Origin of the sequence: Clavibacter sp. MX14-G9D (genome assembly GCF_032917815.1) — a bacterium.
Taxonomy (GTDB): domain Bacteria; phylum Actinomycetota; class Actinomycetes; order Actinomycetales; family Microbacteriaceae; genus Clavibacter; species Clavibacter michiganensis_K.
In genome coordinates this window covers 1-16,316 of record NZ_JAVCVL010000042.1, presented here as the reverse complement: position 1 = coordinate 16,316, position 16,316 = coordinate 1, and the positions used below count along the sequence as shown (strand labels likewise).

Genomic DNA, 16,316 nt, shown 5'->3' with positions numbered 1-16,316 from the left:
GCCATCGCGCGGACGGCGACGCCGGCGGTGCGGAGGGACTGGCGGGGGGAGGGCATGGTGCTCCTTCTGTTCTGGGGGGGGCGGCGGGATCAGAAGCCGGGGATCAGGCTGACGACGAGGTCGACGAGCTTGATGCCGAGGAACGGCGCGACGACGCCGCCGACCCCGTAGACCAGCAGGTTCCGGCTGAGCACCTTCGAGGCGCTGAGCGGCCGGTAGGCGACGCCCTTCAGCGCCAGCGGGATGAGCGCCACGATGACGAGCGCGTTGAAGACGATCGCGGAGAGGATCGCGGACGCCGGCGAGTGCAGCTGCATCACGTTCAGCACCGCGAGCTGCGGGAAGACGCCCGTGAACATCGCGGGGATGATCGCGAAGTACTTCGCGACGTCGTTCGCGATGGAGAACGTGGTGAGCGCGCCGCGGGTGATGAGCAGCTGCTTGCCGATCCGCACGATGTCGATGAGCTTCGTCGGGTCCGAGTCGAGGTCGACCATGTTGCCGGCCTCCTTCGCGGCCGACGTGCCCGTGTTCATCGCGACGCCGACGTCGGCCTGCGCGAGCGCGGGCGCGTCGTTGGTGCCGTCGCCGGTCATGGCGACCAGGCGGCCGCCCTCCTGCTCCTTCCGGATGAGCGCCAGCTTGTCCTCGGGCGTCGCCTCGGCGAGGTGGTCGTCCACCCCGGCCTCGGCGGCGATGGCGCGGGCGGTGAGCGGGTTGTCGCCCGTGATCATCACCGTGCGGATCCCCATCGCCCGCAGCTCCGCGAACCGCTCCTTCAGGCCGTCCTTCACGACGTCCTTGAGGTGCACGACGCCGAGCACGCGGCCGGATCCGTCGGCGTCCCTCGTCGCGACGACGAGCGGGGTGCCGCCGCCGTTCGAGACGGCCTCGACGGTCTCCATCAGCTCGGCGTGCAGCGACGACGGCAGCGGACGGCCGCCCTCCTCGAGCCACGCGATGACCGCGGACGACGCGCCCTTCCGGACCACCGTGCCGTCGGGCAGGTCCACGCCCGACATGCGGGTCTGGGCGGTGAAGGGCACGTCCACGCCGCGCGGCAGCGTCGACGTGTCGAGGCCCTGCGCGACCGCCAGGTCGACGACGCTGGAACCCTCCGGCGTCGGGTCGGCGAGCGACGACATGGCCGCCGCCCGGGCGAGCTCGTCGTCGCCCACGCCGTCGACGCGGATCAGGGCGCTCGCCCGGCGGTTGCCGTACGTGATGGTGCCGGTCTTGTCGAGCAGCAGGGTCGTCACGTCGCCGGCGGCCTCGACGGCGCGGCCGGACATGGCCAGCACGTTCCGCTGCACGAGCCGGTCCATGCCGGCGATGCCGATGGCGGAGAGGAGCGCGCCGATGGTGGTGGGGATCAGGCAGACGAGCAGCGCGATGAGCACCGGCACGCTCACGGTCGCCGCCGAGTACGAGGCGATCGGGTTGAGCGTGAGCGCCACGACGACGAACACGATCGTGAGGCTCGCGAGCAGGATGTTGAGCGCGATCTCGTTCGGCGTGCGCTGGCGCGACGCGCCCTCGACGAGGCCGATCATGCGGTCGACGAAGGTCTCGCCGGGCTTCGAGGTGATGCGCACGACGATCCGGTCGCTCAGCACCCGCGTGCCGCCCGTGACGGCGCTGCGGTCGCCGCCGGACTCGCGGACCACCGGCGCGGACTCGCCCGTGATGGCCGACTCGTCGATGGACGCGATGCCCCACACGACGTCGCCGTCGCCCGGGATCGACTCCCCGGCGACCACGACGACCATGTCGCCGAGCGCGAGGTCGGCGCTCGAGACGTCGCGGACCTCGCTGCGCTGGGCGCCCGGATCCCCGGAGGCGTCGTAGGACGCGACGACGTGCGCCATGGTGCTGGTGCGGGTCCTCCGCAGGCTGTCGGCCTGCGCCTTCCCGCGGCCCTCGGCCACCGACTCCGCGAGGTTCGCGAAGAGGACGGTGAGCCAGAGCCACACGGCGATCCCGGCGGTGAAGGTCGCGGGCACCTCGCTGCCGCCGGAGCTGCCGGGGCCGCCGGTGAAGGGCTCGGCGATCGCGAGGACCGTGGTGAACGCGGCGCCGACCTCGACGATGAGCATCACGGGGTTCCGCCGCATCAGCCGCGGGTCGAGCTTCCGGAACGCGCCGGGGAGGGCCTCGGCGAGCTGGCGGGCGTCGACGGCGCGGGCGCGCGACGGCTTCGGGTCGGCCGCGGGCGACGCGGCCTCGCGCGGTTCGGCCTCGGGGGTGATGGTGGTCATGACTGCAGCCCTTCCGCCAGGGGACCCAGCGCGAGAACGGGGAAGTAGGTGAGAGCGGTCACGATGACCGTCACCCCGATGAGGAGGCCGACGAACTGCGGCCGGTGGGTGGGCAGGGTCCCCGCCGTGGAGGGGATGCGGTCCTGCGCCGCGAGGGACCCGGCGAGCGCCAGCACGAGCACGATCGGCAGGAACCTGCCGAGCAGCATCGCGACGCCGAGGGCCGTGTTCAACCAGGGCGTGTCCGCGGTGAGGCCGGCGAACGCGGATCCGTTGTTGTTGGCCGCCGAGGTGAACGCGTAGACCACCTCGGACAGGCCGTGCAGCCCGCCGTTGAGGATCGACGTGCCCTCGACGTCCGCGCGGACCGCCGGGATCGCGAAGCTCAGCGCCGTGCCGGTGAGCACGAGGACCGGCGTGACGAGGATGTAGAGGCTCGCGAGCTTGATCTCCCGCGGCCCGATCTTCTTGCCGAGGTACTCGGGCGTCCGGCCGACGAGGAGGCCCGCGACGAACACGGAGATGACGGCGAGCACGAGCATGCCGTAGAGGCCGGATCCGACGCCGCCGGGGGCGACCTCGCCGAGCATCATGTTCAGCATCGGCATCATGCCGCCGAGCGCCGTGTACGAGTCGTGCATCGAGTTGACGGCGCCGGTCGAGGTGAGCGTCGAGGTGGATCCGAACAGCGTCGAGAGCACGATGCCGAACCGCTGCTCCTTGCCCTCCATCGCGCCGCCCGCCGCCGTCGGCGCGGAGCCGGCGCCCTGCAGCTCGAAGAGCGTCAGGAGCGTGAGGGAGGCCAGGAAGATCGTCGCCACCACGGCGGCGATCGCGGTGCCCTGGCGGGTGTCGCCCACCAGCTTCCCGAAGGTGCGGGGGAGCGAGAACGGGATCAGGAGCATCAGCAGCACCTGGAACGCGCTGGTCCACGCGGTCGGGTCCTCGAACGGGTGCGCGGAGTTCGCGTTGAAGAACCCGCCGCCGTTCGTGCCGAGCATCTTGATCGCCTCCTGCGAGGCCACCGGCCCGCCCGGGAGCGTCTGCGTCCCGCCGGTGATGGTCGCCACGTCCTGGAACCCCTGGAGGTCCTGGATCACGCCGCCGGCGATGAGGACCACCGCGGTGACGAGCGAGAGGGGGAGCAGCAGGCGGAGGGATCCGCGGATCAGGTCGACCCACATGTTGCCGATGGTGCCGCTGCGCGTGCGGGCGAAGCCGCGGACGAGCGCGACGGCCACCGCGATGCCGACCGCCGCTGACACGAAGTTCTGCACGGCGAGCCCGGCCAGCTGCACCGTGTAGCCCATGGTCGCCTCGGGCGAGTACGACTGCCAGTTCGTGTTGGTGACGAACGAGACGGCGGTGTTGAAGGACAGGCCCTCGGGCACGGCGGGGAGGCCGAGCGCGTAGGGGAGGAGGGCCTGGAGGCGCTGCATCCCGTAGACGACGAGGACGCCGGTGAGCGAGAACGCGAGCACGGCGCGGAGGTAGGCGGGCCAGGTCTGCTCGGAGCGGGGGTCGACGCCGATGAGGCGGTAGATCCCGCGCTCCACGCGGGTGTCGTGGTTCGACTCGTACATGCGCGCCATCAGGTCGCCGAGGGGGCGGTGCACGAGCACGAGGACGAGGACCACGGAGGCGACCTGGAGGACGCCGGCGAGCGCGTCCATCAGAACCTCTCGGGGCGGATCAGGGCGTACACGAGGTACACCACCGCGGCGATGCCGAGCACGGCGGCGGCGAGGCCGGCCGCGTCGGCGAACGAGGTGATCACAGCTTCTCCACCCCCCGGCCGACGAGGCCGACGAGGGCGAACAGGACGATGGCGCCTGCGATGTACACGAGGTCGAGCACGGGGATCCTCCGGTGAGGGGTGCCGCGCCCGGTCGGACGCGGGTGCCCGGCGGGGCACGAGGCACCACTAGACACCTGGCGCGCGGACGCCCTCGCGCATCCATACGGTTCCCATACGGCCGCGCGGGGAACCTCACGACACTCCTACGCGGACGACTCCGGACGCGCTCGGCTCCGGGGTCGGCGGGCCGTCGGGGCCCGAGCCCCGAGCCGGCCCCGGACCGTCAGCCGGCGAGCGGGAGCTCGACCGTGCCGGCGGTCCTCACCGTGTCGCAGCGGTCGTCGGGGTCGGCGAGCGTCCACGACAGGTCGGGGGTCGCCTCGCCGAGCACCGTGCCGTCGGCGGCCAGCGCGGTCAGCGTGCCCTGCGCCGGGGTGGTCATGCCGCGCGCGATCGTCCACCGACCCGGCCCTGACGCGGTCGCCGAGTACTCGGGCAGCGCCGCGTCCGGATCCGGGGACGGACCCGACTGCTCGAGCGTCCCCGAGCAGCCGTCCGCGTCGCAGAGCCGGACGAGCGCCACCTGCGCGACCGTCTCCTCCGGTCCGACCACCTGCACGTCCAGCGTGTTCGAGTAGCCGACGTCGCTGCACGCGAGGGGCGCCGGCGACGAGCACGCGGCCAGCCCCGCGGCGAGCAGGCCGACGGCGAGCGCGCCGAGGCCGGGGGACGGACGCGCGGATCGGGTCATGCCCGACCCTCCCACGCGCCCCGATGCCGCCGCCAGGCCCGGGATCCGGTGGTCACGCCGCCCACTCCGCCACCACGTCCGACCCGACCTTCACGATCAGCACCGCGACCACAACGATGAACGCGATGCGGATGAAGCGGCTGCCGCGGGCGACGGCCATGCGGGATCCCGCGTAGCCGCCCACCATGTTGGCGACGCCCATGCCGAGCGCGAGCGCCCAGAGCACGTGGCCCTGCGGGATGAAGAAGGCGAGCGCGCCGAGGTTCGTCGCGACGTTCACGATCTTCGCCTTGGCGCTCGCGAGCACGAAGTCGTATCCCAGCGCGGTGATGAGCGCGATGATCAGGAACGTGCCCGTGCCCGGGCCGATGAGCCCGTCGTAGAAGCCGATCACGATGCCGAGCAGCGCCGCGATCCCGTGGTGCTTCCGGCCCGTGTGGCGGAGCGCGGCCACGTCGCCGAGCCGCGGGCGGGCGATGGTCACGACGGCCACGATGATCAGCGCGACCACCACGAGCGGCTTGAACACCGAGGCGGGCAGCAGCGCCGCGAGGCTCGCGCCGCCGTAGCTGCCCGCCAGCGCGACCGCGGCCATGGGCAGGGCCGTGCGGAGGTCCGGGTGCGTCCGCCGGTACCAGGTGACCGCGCTCGTCGTCGTGCCGAACAGGGACGCGAGCTTGTTGGTCGCGAGCGCCTCCACCGGCGTGATCCCCGGCACGAGCAGCAGCGCCGGCAGCTGCAGCAGGCCGCCGCCGCCCACGACCGCGTCGATCCAGCCGGCGGCGAGCGCGGCCAGCAGCATGAGGAGCGCGACCGTCAGGGTGATCTCGCCGAGGGATCCGCCGATGTCCATCCGAGTCCTCCGTCACCGGCCGCCGGTCGGCGTGCGCGCGACCAGCCTTCCACGCGCGCGGTGACGCCCGCGGTCTCGTGGTCCGCGGCCCCCCGGCGATAGGGTGGCGAGGCGCCCGCCACCCGTCGGGCCGCGAGCGCGACGCGCACCGCACGGGCCGAGGAGACGACATGCGCACGAGCCCCCGTCGTGAGGAGCACCGTGGCTGACCGCGGCCTCTACGCGGGCGCCGCACTGGCGCTGGAGCGCGCGACCGCATCCGGCAGCGACCTGTGCGGCCCGATCGTCGCGGCGATCGGCGTGAGCGGCGCCGCCGTCTCGACCCTCGGGGATCCGCTCGGCAACGAGACCCTCTGCGCGTCCGACGACCACGCGGCACGTCTCGACGAGATCCAGCTCGACCTCGGCGAGGGCCCGTGCTGGGTGGCCGCGGGATCCCGGCGCCCGGTGCTCGAGCCCGACATCCGGAACCCGTCCGACACCTCCTGGCCGCTCGCCGGGCACGCGATGCTCGCGAACGGTCTCGGCGCCGTCTTCGCGTTCCCGCTCGTGGTCGCCGGCCTCAGCCTCGGCGCGGTCGACCTCTACTCCCGCACCGCCCGGGACATCTCCGACCAGGAGGTCACCGACGCGACCTCGCTCTCGCGCATCGTGGCCCGCCAGGTGCTGCGCCGCGCGCTCCTGTCCGCCGACCTGCCCCAGGGGGAGTCGGACGCCTGGGAGGGCCGGTTCTCGCGCCGCGAGGTGCACCAGGCCACGGGGATGGTGGTGGCGCAGATGGGCATCCCCCCGGACGACGCCCTCCTCGTCCTCCGCGGCCACGCCTTCGCCACCGGGCGGAGCGTCCGCGACGTCGCCGAGGACGTCGTGGGCCGGGTGCTCGACTTCAGCCCGGACCGCTGACGCGGACCATGACCGACCGACCGACCGAACGACCCAGAGGAACCACGCCGATGCCGGAGACCCGGGAAGAGCTGCTCGTCCACACCTTCGTCCACCTCGCCGACTCGCTCGTGAGCGACTTCGACGTGCTCGACCTGCTCCAGACCCTCGTCGACCAGGCCACGCTCCTGTTCGACGCCAGCGCGTCCGGCATCATCATCGGCCCCGACGACCAGCACCTCGAGGTGGTCGCCTCCACGAGCGAGCGGAGCCGGCTCGTCGGCCTCATGCAGCTCGAGGTCGGCGAGGGGCCGTGCGTCGAGGCGGTGACCACCGGCCGCGTGGTGTCCGTCGAGGACGTGCGCGGGATGCGGGACCGCTGGCCCGCCTTCGCCGCGCTGGCCGCGGGCGCCGGGTACCTGTCGGTCCACGCGATCCCGCTGCGCCTCCGCGGGCAGGTCATCGGGTCCCTCAACCTGTTCCGCGAGCACGAGGGCGTGCTCAACGAGGCCGACGCGACGGCCGCGCAGGCGCTCGCCGACGTGGCGACCATCAGCGTCCTGCAGGAGCGCACGATCCGCGACAGCACGATCGTGCGCGACCAGCTCCGGCACGCGCTCGACAGCCGGGTGCTCATCGAGCAGGCGAAGGGCGTCATCGCGCACACGCGCGGCGTCGACATGGACGAGGCGTTCCGCCTGATCCGCGACCACGCACGGAGCATGAGCGCGCCGATGCCGGAGGTCGCCGCGGGGATCGTCGATGGCCGCGTGACGCTGGGCGCCGCCGGGCGACGCTAGCCGCGACGCGGTCAGCCGGGCGCGCCGGCCAGGATCGCGTCCAGCGTCCCGAGCCCCTCCCACACGTGCGCGCGCATGCCCGCCGCCCGGGCTCCGTCCACGTTCGCGGGCTTGTCGTCGACGAAGAGGATCCGCTCGGCCGGGCTCCCGAGGCGCGCCACCGCGAGCGGCCAGACGGCGGGGTCGGGCTTGGCCATGCCGATGCGCGCGCTCGTCATGACGTGCTCGAAGCGGGATCCCCAGCCGTCCGGGTCCTCCAGCACGTCGGCGAGCTCGTGCGGGGCGTTGGACAGCCCCGCGAGCCGGTAGCCCGCGGCGATGGCGCGGTCGAGGCCGGCGAGCGTCGCGTCGTCCGGCGAGCCCCAGCGGCGCTGCTCGATGGCGACGAGCTCCGCGAGCCGGTCCGCGTCGGGGTCGGCGGCGTCCACGTCGGCGGCGACGGCCGCCCAGAACGCCCGGGCGCTCCCACCCCGGTCGTGCTCCTGGCGGTGCGCGTCGAAGGACGCGCGGACGCGCGCCTCGGCGTCCTCGCCCGTGGCGCCCGCGGGATCCAGCGCCCGGGTGAGCGCGCCGATGTCGTCGGGCCGCGTGATGAGCACGCCGCCGATGTCGAACAGGAGCCAGGTGAGCGCGGGGTCGCGGGTGTCGGGCACGGTTCTCCTCGGGGTCGGGGCGGGTCCCTCCGAGCATGCCCGCTCCGGCGCCGCGGTGCGCGGCATCCGCGCGGCCGACGCCGCGACGCCCGTCACGGCCCCGTGCGACCCCGCCTCGGCCCTGTACTACACTCGATCCCGGTGGCGTGTCCGAGCGGCCTAAGGAGCACGCCTCGAAAGCGTGTGTGGGGGAGACTCCACCGTGGGTTCAAATCCCACCGCCACCGCCAGCAGGATCCGGCACCGCGCCTCGCGCGCAGCCCTCGATCCGCGCGAAGGGCCCCGGGAGACCGGGGCCCTTCGTCGTCGGTGCGCCGCCCGACGCCGCCCCGCTCTGATCCCCGCGTGCGTGCTCGCCTCCCGCACAGAACCGCGGAGGATGCTCGTGCTCGCGCATCCGGGACACCGCCGGCCGTCGGCCTCCGCGTCCCGCCATGATGGGCGCCGGCTCTCCTCCTCCCGCGGGGATCCTCCTCCCGCGCACCGAGATCGGAGCACCGCCATGTCCCACCCCGTCGAGCCCCCGCCCGAGGCGCCCGCCCGAGGCGTCACCCCGGGCGTGCTGCTCGCGGCCGAGTGGTCGTGGCGCCTGCTCGTCATCGGCATCGCGATCGCCGCGGCCGTCTGGCTCCTCCTCGCCGTGAAGGAGGTGGTCATCCCGTTCCTCGTCGGCCTCCTCGTCTGCGCGCTGCTCGAGCCGCTCGTGGCCGGGCTCCGGAGGCGCAGGTGGCCCGCCTGGGTGGCCATCACGGCGACGCTCCTCGGCACCGCGGTCGTCATCTCGGCACTGGTGCTGCTGCTCGTCACCGAGATCCGCACGGGCATCCCCACGCTGCAGCGGGAGGCGATGGACCGGTTCGACGCGGCCCGCGACCTGCTCGCGCAGCCGCCGTTCAACGTGGTGCCGTCCGACTACGACGCGCTGGTCGCGTCCGCGGGGACGGCGCTCGAGAGCAGCCGCGAGGCCCTGCTCACCGGGGCGCTCGACGCCGGGCTCGGGGTCGGCCACCTCGTCACGGGCGCGCTCCTCGCCTTCTTCACCATCGTCATCGTGCTCGTCGACGGCCGGGGCATCTGGCGCTTCGTCGTCTCCGTGTTTCCGCGCCGCGCGCGTCCCGCCATCGACGGCGCCGGCCGCGCGGGCTGGGTCACGCTCTCCGCCTTCACGCGCGTGCAGATATTCGTCGCGGCCGGCAACGCGGTCGGCATCGGCCTCGCCGCCTGGCTCCTCGGCCTGCCGCTCGCCGTCCCCATCGCCGTGGTCGTGTTCCTCGCCTCGTTCATCCCCGTCGTGGGCGCCATCGTGTCGGGCGCGTTCGCCGTCGTCATCGCGCTGGTGTTCGTGGGGCCGCTGCAGGCCGTCATCATGCTGGCCGCCGTCATCGGCGTGCACCTGCTCGAGTCGCACGTGCTGCAGCCCCTCGTCATGGGCGGGGCCGTCCACGTCCACCCGCTCGCGGTGGTGCTCGCGGTCGCGGCCGGCTCCTACGTCGGCGGAGTGGCCGGCGCGCTCTTCGCCGTGCCGTTCGTCGCGACGCTCAACGTGATGATCCGGCACATCGCCCGCGGCAGCGGGAAGGCCAGCACCCCCGCCGTAGGATCGGTCTGACGCACCTGCGGAGTCGACGGAGCCGCCCGCGCACGTCTCTACCGGGAGGAACCCCACCATGACCGAGGAGAACTACTCGAACCCGGATCGCAACCTCGGGATGGAGCTCGTGCGGGCCACCGAGGCCGCGGCCATCCGCTCCGCCCCCTTCATCGGCAAGGGCGACAAGAACGCCGCCGACGGCGCCGCCGTCGACGCCATGCGCAAGTTCCTCGGCACCGTCGCGTTCGACGGGCTCGTCGTCATCGGCGAGGGCGAGAAGGACGAGGCGCCCATGCTCTTCAACGGCGAGCACGTCGGCAACGGCTTCGGCCCCGCCTGCGACATCGCGGTCGATCCCATCGACGGCACGAGCCTCACCGCCGCCGGCCGCATGAACGCCCTCTCCGTCATCGCGGTGAGCGACCGCGGCAGCATGTTCGACCCGTCCGCGGTCTTCTACATGGACAAGCTCGTCACCGGCCCCGAGGGCCGCGGCGTCGTCGACCTCGACCGCCCCATCGGCGAGAACATCCGCGCGCTCGCGGACGCGAAGGGCCTCGCGGTGGAGGACATGCAGGTCGCCGTCCTCGACCGGCCGCGGCACGCGGACCTCATCGCGCAGATCCGCGCGGCCGGCGCCTCGACGCGGCTCCTGCTCGACGGCGACGTGGCCGGCGGCATCAACGCGGCCCGCCCCGACTCCCGCATCGACATGTGCGTCGGCATCGGCGGCACCCCCGAGGGCATCATCACCGCGTGCGCCATCAAGGCGCTCGGCGGCGTGCTCCTCTCCCGCCTCGCGCCGAAGGACGACGCGGAGCGGCAGCGCGCCGTCGACGCGGGCCACGACCTCGAGCGCATCCTCGACCAGGACGACCTCGTCACGGGCGACAACGCGTACTTCGTCGCCACGGGCGTCACCGACGGCGCGCTCGTCGCGGGCGTCACCCGACACCGCGGCATGATCCGCACCTCGAGCATCGTGCTCCGCTCGCACTCCGGCACCATCCGCCGAGTGGAGGCCGACCACCTGGTCTCGAAGTGGTACAGCTCGGCCAGCTGAGCCGCGGACCCGCCGCCCGGATCGCCGGAGGAGAAGCGGCGTACGTTCGAGACCGGGGGCGATGACGCCCGCCGTGCTCTCGGAGGGAACCACATGACCAGGACACACCGCACGCTCGCGGTCATCGCGGCGGCGGCCACGGCCACGCTGCTGGCAGGCTGCGGATCCGGCGGCTCGGGAGCCGCCGACGCCTCCTTCACCGCGGAGGCGACGGGCACGCTGAAGGCCTGGGCGTTCGACGGCGCCGACGACGTGGGCGAGGCCCGCATGGCGCACGCGGCGGAGGCGCTCGACGGCGTCACCATCGACCTCGACGCCACCGCCTTCGACGCGCAGAAGTTCACCACGCGCGTCGCGAGCGGCCAGACCCCGGACGTCGTGCAGATGGACCGCCAGTTCGTGGCGACCTACGCGGCGCAGGACCTGATCCTCCCGCTCGACGAGTGCTACGCCGTGAACGACGTCGACCCGGAGGAGCGCTTCTACGAGTCCGTCACGAACGACATCCGGTACGACGACGCGATCTGGGCGGTGCCGCAGTTCTTCCAGCCGCCGGCGATCATCCTCAACGAGCGCGTGCTCTCCGCGGCCGGCGTCACTGCCGACCAGTTCGACACCTCGAAGCCCGACCAGCTGCTCGACGCGGTCGGGAAGGTCTACCAGGAGTCCGGCGGCGATCCCGCGGTGCTCGGCCTCGACGCCGTGCCCACCAGCCAGGCGGCGCTCTGGATGCTCGGCTTCGGCGGCCAGCTCGTCGGCGACGACGGCCAGCCCACCCTCGACGACCCGTCCAACCTGCCGGGCCTGGAGTTCCTGAAGGAGCTGTCCGACGCGCAGGGCGGCTACGCGAAGGGCAAGAGCTTCACCGACGCCTTCGACACCTTCGGCGACGGCAACCAGTTCGTGGCCGACCAGGTCGGGTCGCAGGTGGCGGCGCAGTGGTACCTCAACGTGATCGCGCCGTACCGCGACGACATCGACATCTCCGCGGTGCCGTTCCGCGACCAGGACGGCGAGCCGTTCTCGGTCGCCGGCGGATCCGCGTTCGTGATCCCCGCGGGCGCCGCGAACAAGGACGCCGCGTGCGCGTGGATGCTCGACCTGACCAGCCAGGAGGGCTGGGAGGCCGCGGGCGACGTGCGCGCCGCGACCGTGACGGAGAACGGCGGCATCAACACGGGCCTGTTCACCGGGTCCCCGGCGGCCGACCAGGCGATCCGCGAGGCCCACGTGGTGCCGAGCGGCGACGACGGGATCGACCAGGCCATCGGCACGTTCTACGACGTGGTGGCGGAGGGGCGTTCCATCGGCGGGTCGCCGGCCGGCCAGCAGATCCAGAGCGAGCTGCAGAACGCCGTCGCCTCGACCCTCCTCGGCGACAAGACGCCCGAGCAGGCGCTCGGCGACGCGCAGACCGCGGCCATGCGGGCCTACGAGCAGGCGGCGCGCTGACCCGGCGCCGACGTGCACATGGCGTGATCAGGGCGCCCGGCTACGCTGTGACCGGGCGCCCGACCGCGCTCCCGGACGACGGATCAGTACCCGGAACGCGACAAGACTGGCCGTAGGGAACAGCCATGTCGTGGATCGTCCTCATCGTGTCCGGGGTCCTGGAGGCCGTCTGGGCCACCGCCCTCGGGAAGTCCGCCGGCCTCACGAAGCTCGGGCCGACGATCGTGTTCGCCGTGACCGTCGTGCTGAGCATGGTGGGCCTCGCCTACGCCATGCGGGAGATCAGCACGGGCACCGCCTACGCCGTGTGGGTGGGCATCGGCGCGTCGCTGACCGTGACGTACGCGATCGTCACCGGTGCCGAGCCCGCCAGCGTCGTCAAGATCCTGCTGCTGCTCGGCCTCGTCGGCTGCGTGATCGGCCTGAAGCTCGTCGACACCGGCCACTGATCCGCGCCGCACGGTGCCGTGCCGCGCCGCGACCGGGGGCGGCACGGCCGGGCCTCAGCCCTTGCGGCCCTGCGTCGCGATGCCCTCCACGAAGTACCGCTGCCCGAACGCGAACAGCAGCAGCATCGGCAGCGTCACGAGCAGCGCCGCGACCATGACCAGCTGGTAGTCGCCCTGCCCGCCGTTCGTCGGGCTGAACGCCGTCATCGCGTACGAGAGGCCGAGCGGCACGGTGAAGCCCTCCACGCTGCCGGCGTTGAGGTAGATGAGCGACGCCTGCAGGTTGTTCCAGCTGGCCTGGAACTCGAAGATGAAGATGATGACGAACGACGGGATCGACAGCGGCAGCGCGATCCGCCGGAACATCCCGAAGTAGCTCGCCCCGTCGAGCCGGGCCGCTTCGAACAGCTCCTTCGGCAGCCCGAGGAAGAACTGGCGCTGCAGGAAGATGTAGAAGGCCGAGCCGAACAGGTTCATGCCGAACAGCGGGATCCAGGTGCCGATGAGCCCGAGGTTCTTCCAGATGAGGAACTGCGGCACCATCGTCACCGCGCCGGGCAGCATCATCGTGGCGAGCACCAGGCCGAAGAGCAGCTTCCGCCCCGGGAAGCGGAAGTACGCGAACCCGAACGCGACGAGCGCGCTCGACAGCGACACCAGGGCGGCGGCGATGAGGGCGATCGCGAGGCTGTTCCCCATCCAGCCGAGCAGCGGCAGTTGCTCCCACACCTCGACGTAGTTCTGCGGCGTGAAGGTGCGCGGCCAGAGCGCGTTGTCGAACACCTCGCCGCGCGGCTTGAGGCTCGCGGCGAGCAGCCAGACGAACGGGTACAGGAACAGCAGCGCGAAGCCCACGAGCACCACGGCGATGAGCGCACGGGAGATCCGGGAGCGCACGCGGCGTCCCCGGTCGGGGTCGCGGCGGGTCGGCCGGACGTCGCGGGACGGCATCGGGGTGAGGGCGGCGGCGAGGCGCGGATCCCCCGTGGCGGCCGCGGGCGGCGCGGGCTCGGCGGACGCGGGCTGGGCCGGCGTGCGGTCGGTGACGGCCATCAGCGGTCCCCCTCGTAGTAGACGAACCGGTTGCTCAGCTTCACCTGCACGAGCGTGATGACGAGGACGATCACGAACAGCAGCCACGCCATCGCGGCGGCGAACCCGAAGTCGAACGAGCGGAACGCCTGCTGGAACAGGTACACGCCGTAGAAGAGCGACGAGTCGGGGGAGGCGTTCGTCTGGTCGCGCCAGAACAGCAGGTACGCCTGGTCGAACACCTGCAGGGCCGCGATGGTGAGCACGACGACGTTGAAGAAGATCGCACCGGAGATCATCGGCACGGTGATGGAGAAGAACTGCCGCACGGGACCGGCGCCGTCGAGCGAGGAGACCTCGTAGAGCTCGCGCGGCACGTCCTTGAGGGCGGCGAGGAAGATCACCATGGTGCCGCTGACGCCCCAGAGCGTCATGAGCACGATGGACGGCTTCACCCAGTCGGGGTCGATGAGCCACTGCGGGCCGTCGATGCCGATGGCCTCGAGGCCCTCGTTCACGGCGCCCGTGTTGCCGTTGAGGAGCAGCAGGAAGACGCTCGCGGTCGCGACCGTGGGGGTCATCTTGGGCAGGTAGTAGAGCGTGCGGAACAGGCCGGCGCCGCGGCCGAGGCGGGCCAGCAGGATCGCGAGCAGGAGCGCGAGGCAGACCTCGAACGGCACCGCGAGGATCGCGTAGAAGAGCGTGTTGCCGAGGGAGAGGGCCACCCGCGGATCCGTGAGGAGCCGCTCGTAGTTCTCGGTGCCGACGGGCGTGGCCACGTCGGTGGCGAGGTTGTAGTCGCTGAACGAGACCACGAGGCTGTAGACCATCGCGCCGAGCGTGAAGACGAGGAAGCCGACGATCCACGGGCTGATGAAGAGGTAGCCGGCGATGGCCTCGCGACGGGCCATGCGGGAGCGGCGGGGACGCGGCGGCCGGTCGGCGGTGCTGCTGCGCGGAGGGCGGCTCGTCGTCGTCATGGTGGTCCTCGTCGACTGGGGATCGGAGCGGCACCGCTCCTCCTGCCGACCCTACCTCCGCTCCTCCTCGACGACCGGGCGGGACGATCCCCGCGCCGGCGTCAGAAGTCGCTGTCCTGGATGCCCAGGCGCTCCCGGGTCGCCGCGGCCTCCGCGGGCGGGAGCCACGCGAAGTCGTAGCGCCCCGCCCGCGTCGGGTCGCGGGCGACGTCGACGTCGAGGTAGCCCGCGCGCATCTCCTGCACGGCGAGGTACGGCGCGTAGTCCTCCTGCGACCGCTCGCGGGTGCCGTCCTCCCAGACGACGAGGTACCAGATCCACCAGTGCAGCTGCCGCCCGAGCAGCCCGTGGTACTGCCACCGCACGGTCGCGACGTGGCCCGCCCGCACGCCGTCGCGCGACAGGACGCCCACGCCGCCGTCGAAGGCATCGAGCGACGCGTCGGTGACGGGAGGCAGGCGCGGGCGCATGGGATCACCGTAGGCCGACGCCCGCGCCGGCGTCGGCTCGGCGTAGGCCCGGGCATGATGGCGGGATGGTCCGCATCGCCGAGGAGGTCCCCGCGCGCGACGAGCTGCTCGACCTCTACGGGGCCGTCGGGTGGAGCGCGTACACCCGCGACCCGGAGCGGCTCGCGCGGGCGCTCGCCGGATCCGACCTCGTCGCCACCGCGCGCGACGACGACGGACGCCTCGTCGGGCTCGTGCGCACGGTGGGCGACGGGGTGTCGATCTGCTACCTCCAGGACCTCCTCGTGCACCCCGGATCCCAGCGCGGCGGCATCGGCCGCGCGCTCGTGGAGCACGTGCGCGACCGGGCGGCCGCGGGCGTCCTCATCGTGCTCACCACCGACGCCGGCGGCACCGAGGACGGCGGCCGCTCGCACCCCTTCTACCGGGCGCTCGGGTTCGCGCCGCACGGGGAGCAGGGGCTCGCGGCCTTCTCGCGGCGGGTCTGAGGGCGCGCCTGCCGCCCCCGCTGCCGCTCCCGCCCCGATCACGCGAGGTCGATCCGGTCGTCGAGGTCGATCCGGTCGAGCAGCGCGGAGTCGTGGCTGACGATCACCAGCGCGCCCCGGTAGGCCCGCAGCGCCTCGACGAGGCGGTCGGCGCCCGCCATGTCGAGGTCGTTGGTCGGCTCGTCGAGCACGAGGAGCTGCGGTGGCGGATCCGCCAGCAGCAGTCCCGCGAGGGCCACGCGGAACCGCTCCCCGCCGGACAGCGTCGCCGCGGCCCGGTCGACGGCGGCGCCCCGGAGCTGGAAGCGCGCCAGGCGGTTCCGCAGCTCCCGCGGCGGCACGTCGGGCGCGTCCCGCCGCACGTTCTCGAGCACCGTGAGGGCGTCGTCGAGGCCGTCGCGACCCTGCGGCAGGTAGCCGACCCGGTTCGTGAGGGCACGGGCGCCCGTGCCGGGCAGCGGGTGCGGGCGCGCGTCGGGCGAGCCGACGAGCAGTGCCAGCAGGGTCGACTTCCCGACGCCGTTCGCCCCCGTGACGGCGATGCGCTCCGGACCCTGCACCACGCGCGTGCGGCCGCGGACCGTGATCTCGGCGAGGCGCCGAGAGGCGGGGAGCGCCGGATCCGGCAGGTCGAGCCGCAGGGGTGCGTCCTGCCGCAGATGCACCGCGGCATCCGCGACCGCATCCGCGGCCTGGCGCTCCGCGTCCGCGTGGGCGCGCCGCAAGCGGCCGGCGGTCGCCTCCGCGTGCTGCCGCCGCTGGTTCGCGACGATGCGCGGCATCGACTCGCCGGCCC

General features: G+C 73.1%; 17 protein-coding genes, 1 tRNA gene and 1 riboswitch. Of the genes, 8 read left to right on the top strand and 10 right to left on the bottom strand.

Translation table 11 applies throughout. The features are described from left to right. Positions 1-89: 89 nt before the first annotated feature. From kdpB to Q6969_RS05955, 5 genes are all read right to left on the bottom strand, one after another. Positions 90-2,258, bottom strand: a complete 2,169-nt coding sequence (gene kdpB, locus Q6969_RS05975) for a potassium-transporting ATPase subunit KdpB (protein WP_317229617.1) — start codon at positions 2,256-2,258, stop codon at positions 90-92. Beyond that, complete coding sequence (gene kdpA / locus Q6969_RS05970) at positions 2,255-3,931, bottom strand: potassium-transporting ATPase subunit KdpA (RefSeq protein ID WP_317229616.1); 1,677 nt, start codon at positions 3,929-3,931, stop codon at positions 2,255-2,257. Before kdpA ends, kdpB begins: the two co-directional genes overlap by 4 nt. Further along, positions 3,931-4,035 carry a K(+)-transporting ATPase subunit F gene (gene kdpF / locus Q6969_RS05965; protein ID WP_317229615.1) on the bottom strand — a complete coding sequence of 35 codons (105 nt, stop codon included), beginning with the start codon at positions 4,033-4,035 and terminating at the stop codon, positions 3,931-3,933. Before kdpF ends, kdpA begins: the two co-directional genes overlap by 1 nt. 304 nt (positions 4,036-4,339) lie before the next feature. Continuing rightward, on the bottom strand, positions 4,340-4,807 hold the full coding sequence (locus Q6969_RS05960) for a hypothetical protein (protein ID WP_317229614.1): 468 nt from the start codon (positions 4,805-4,807) through the stop codon (positions 4,340-4,342). A 52-nt stretch (positions 4,808-4,859) separates the two neighbouring features. Beyond that, entirely contained in the window at positions 4,860-5,660 is an 801-nt protein-coding gene (locus Q6969_RS05955; RefSeq protein WP_317229613.1) for a TSUP family transporter, read from the bottom strand. A 201-nt stretch (positions 5,661-5,861) separates the two neighbouring features. On the opposite strand from Q6969_RS05955, the gene Q6969_RS05950 reads away from it, so the two are divergent. Together Q6969_RS05950 and Q6969_RS05945 are read left to right on the top strand one after the other, a co-directional pair. Further along, a complete protein-coding gene (locus tag Q6969_RS05950; RefSeq protein WP_317229612.1) occupies positions 5,862-6,563 on the top strand; it encodes a GAF and ANTAR domain-containing protein in 702 nt (233 codons plus the stop codon). Between the two features lie 50 nt (positions 6,564-6,613). Beyond that, positions 6,614-7,342, top strand: a complete 729-nt coding sequence (locus Q6969_RS05945; protein ID WP_317229611.1) for a GAF and ANTAR domain-containing protein — start codon at positions 6,614-6,616, stop codon at positions 7,340-7,342. An 11-nt stretch (positions 7,343-7,353) separates the two neighbouring features. Here Q6969_RS05945 and Q6969_RS05940 read toward each other — a convergent pair whose 3' ends face one another. Continuing rightward, positions 7,354-7,995 (bottom strand): HAD-IA family hydrolase, encoded by a 642-nt coding sequence (locus tag Q6969_RS05940; protein WP_317229610.1) that lies wholly within the window; start codon positions 7,993-7,995, stop codon positions 7,354-7,356. A 140-nt stretch (positions 7,996-8,135) separates the two neighbouring features. Between Q6969_RS05940 and Q6969_RS05935 the strand changes: the two genes are divergently transcribed. The 5 genes from Q6969_RS05935 (at position 8,136) to Q6969_RS05915 (ending at position 12,550) form a co-directional block, all read left to right on the top strand. Beyond that, positions 8,136-8,225 (top strand) — tRNA-Ser (locus Q6969_RS05935). Between the two features lie 272 nt (positions 8,226-8,497). Continuing rightward, a complete protein-coding gene (locus Q6969_RS05930; protein WP_317229609.1) occupies positions 8,498-9,604 on the top strand; it encodes an AI-2E family transporter in 1,107 nt (368 codons plus the stop codon). 58 nt (positions 9,605-9,662) lie between these two features. Next, complete coding sequence (glpX, locus tag Q6969_RS05925; RefSeq protein ID WP_317229608.1) at positions 9,663-10,649, top strand: class II fructose-bisphosphatase; 987 nt, start codon at positions 9,663-9,665, stop codon at positions 10,647-10,649. A 93-nt stretch (positions 10,650-10,742) separates the two neighbouring features. Beyond that, positions 10,743-12,101, top strand: a complete 1,359-nt coding sequence (locus tag Q6969_RS05920) for an extracellular solute-binding protein (RefSeq protein WP_317229607.1) — start codon at positions 10,743-10,745, stop codon at positions 12,099-12,101. Between the two features lie 50 nt (positions 12,102-12,151). Continuing rightward, positions 12,152-12,216: riboswitch (guanidine-III (ykkC-III) riboswitch) on the top strand. A gap of 10 nt (positions 12,217-12,226) precedes the next feature. Beyond that, positions 12,227-12,550, top strand: coding sequence for a multidrug efflux SMR transporter (locus Q6969_RS05915; protein WP_094116675.1), 324 nt, complete (start codon positions 12,227-12,229; stop codon positions 12,548-12,550). Between the two features lie 54 nt (positions 12,551-12,604). On the opposite strand, the gene Q6969_RS05910 is transcribed toward Q6969_RS05915, so the two are convergent. From Q6969_RS05910 to Q6969_RS05900, 3 genes are all read right to left on the bottom strand, one after another. Next, entirely contained in the window at positions 12,605-13,603 is a 999-nt protein-coding gene (locus tag Q6969_RS05910; RefSeq protein WP_317229606.1) for a carbohydrate ABC transporter permease, read from the bottom strand. After that, complete coding sequence (locus tag Q6969_RS05905; protein WP_317229605.1) at positions 13,603-14,562, bottom strand: sugar ABC transporter permease; 960 nt, start codon at positions 14,560-14,562, stop codon at positions 13,603-13,605. Before Q6969_RS05905 ends, Q6969_RS05910 begins: the two co-directional genes overlap by 1 nt. A gap of 101 nt (positions 14,563-14,663) precedes the next feature. After that, positions 14,664-15,032, bottom strand: coding sequence for a hypothetical protein (locus Q6969_RS05900; protein WP_317229604.1), 369 nt, complete (start codon positions 15,030-15,032; stop codon positions 14,664-14,666). Between the two features lie 65 nt (positions 15,033-15,097). Between Q6969_RS05900 and Q6969_RS05895 the strand changes: the two genes are divergently transcribed. Then, the gene (locus Q6969_RS05895; RefSeq protein WP_317229603.1) at positions 15,098-15,520 is read left to right on the top strand and encodes a GNAT family N-acetyltransferase; all 423 of its coding nucleotides are present in this window, start codon (positions 15,098-15,100) and stop codon (positions 15,518-15,520) included. A 38-nt stretch (positions 15,521-15,558) separates the two neighbouring features. Here the strand turns inward: Q6969_RS05895 and Q6969_RS05890 are convergent. After that, positions 15,559-16,316 (bottom strand): ATP-binding cassette domain-containing protein (locus Q6969_RS05890; protein WP_317229602.1); only part of this gene is annotated, 758 nt, incomplete at its 5' end.

Coding starts and splice junctions, on each gene's coding strand:
- kdpA (WP_317229616.1), bottom strand. CDS start 3,931: ATGGACGCGCTCGCCGGCGTCCTCCAGGTCGCCTCCGTGGTCCTCGTC.
- Q6969_RS05945 (WP_317229611.1), top strand. CDS start 6,614: ATGCCGGAGACCCGGGAAGAGCTGCTCGTCCACACCTTCGTCCACCTC.
- Q6969_RS05930 (WP_317229609.1), top strand. CDS start 8,498: ATGTCCCACCCCGTCGAGCCCCCGCCCGAGGCGCCCGCCCGAGGCGTC.
- Q6969_RS05905 (WP_317229605.1), bottom strand. CDS start 14,562: ATGACGACGACGAGCCGCCCTCCGCGCAGCAGCACCGCCGACCGGCCG.
- Q6969_RS05955 (WP_317229613.1), bottom strand. CDS start 5,660: ATGGACATCGGCGGATCCCTCGGCGAGATCACCCTGACGGTCGCGCTC.
- Q6969_RS05910 (WP_317229606.1), bottom strand. CDS start 13,603: ATGGCCGTCACCGACCGCACGCCGGCCCAGCCCGCGTCCGCCGAGCCC.
- Q6969_RS05895 (WP_317229603.1), top strand. CDS start 15,098: ATGGTCCGCATCGCCGAGGAGGTCCCCGCGCGCGACGAGCTGCTCGAC.
- kdpB (WP_317229617.1), bottom strand. CDS start 2,258: ATGACCACCATCACCCCCGAGGCCGAACCGCGCGAGGCCGCGTCGCCC.
- Q6969_RS05915 (WP_094116675.1), top strand. CDS start 12,227: ATGTCGTGGATCGTCCTCATCGTGTCCGGGGTCCTGGAGGCCGTCTGG.
- Q6969_RS05900 (WP_317229604.1), bottom strand. CDS start 15,032: ATGCGCCCGCGCCTGCCTCCCGTCACCGACGCGTCGCTCGATGCCTTC.
- glpX (WP_317229608.1), top strand. CDS start 9,663: ATGACCGAGGAGAACTACTCGAACCCGGATCGCAACCTCGGGATGGAG.
- Q6969_RS05960 (WP_317229614.1), bottom strand. CDS start 4,807: ATGACCCGATCCGCGCGTCCGTCCCCCGGCCTCGGCGCGCTCGCCGTC.
- Q6969_RS05920 (WP_317229607.1), top strand. CDS start 10,743: ATGACCAGGACACACCGCACGCTCGCGGTCATCGCGGCGGCGGCCACG.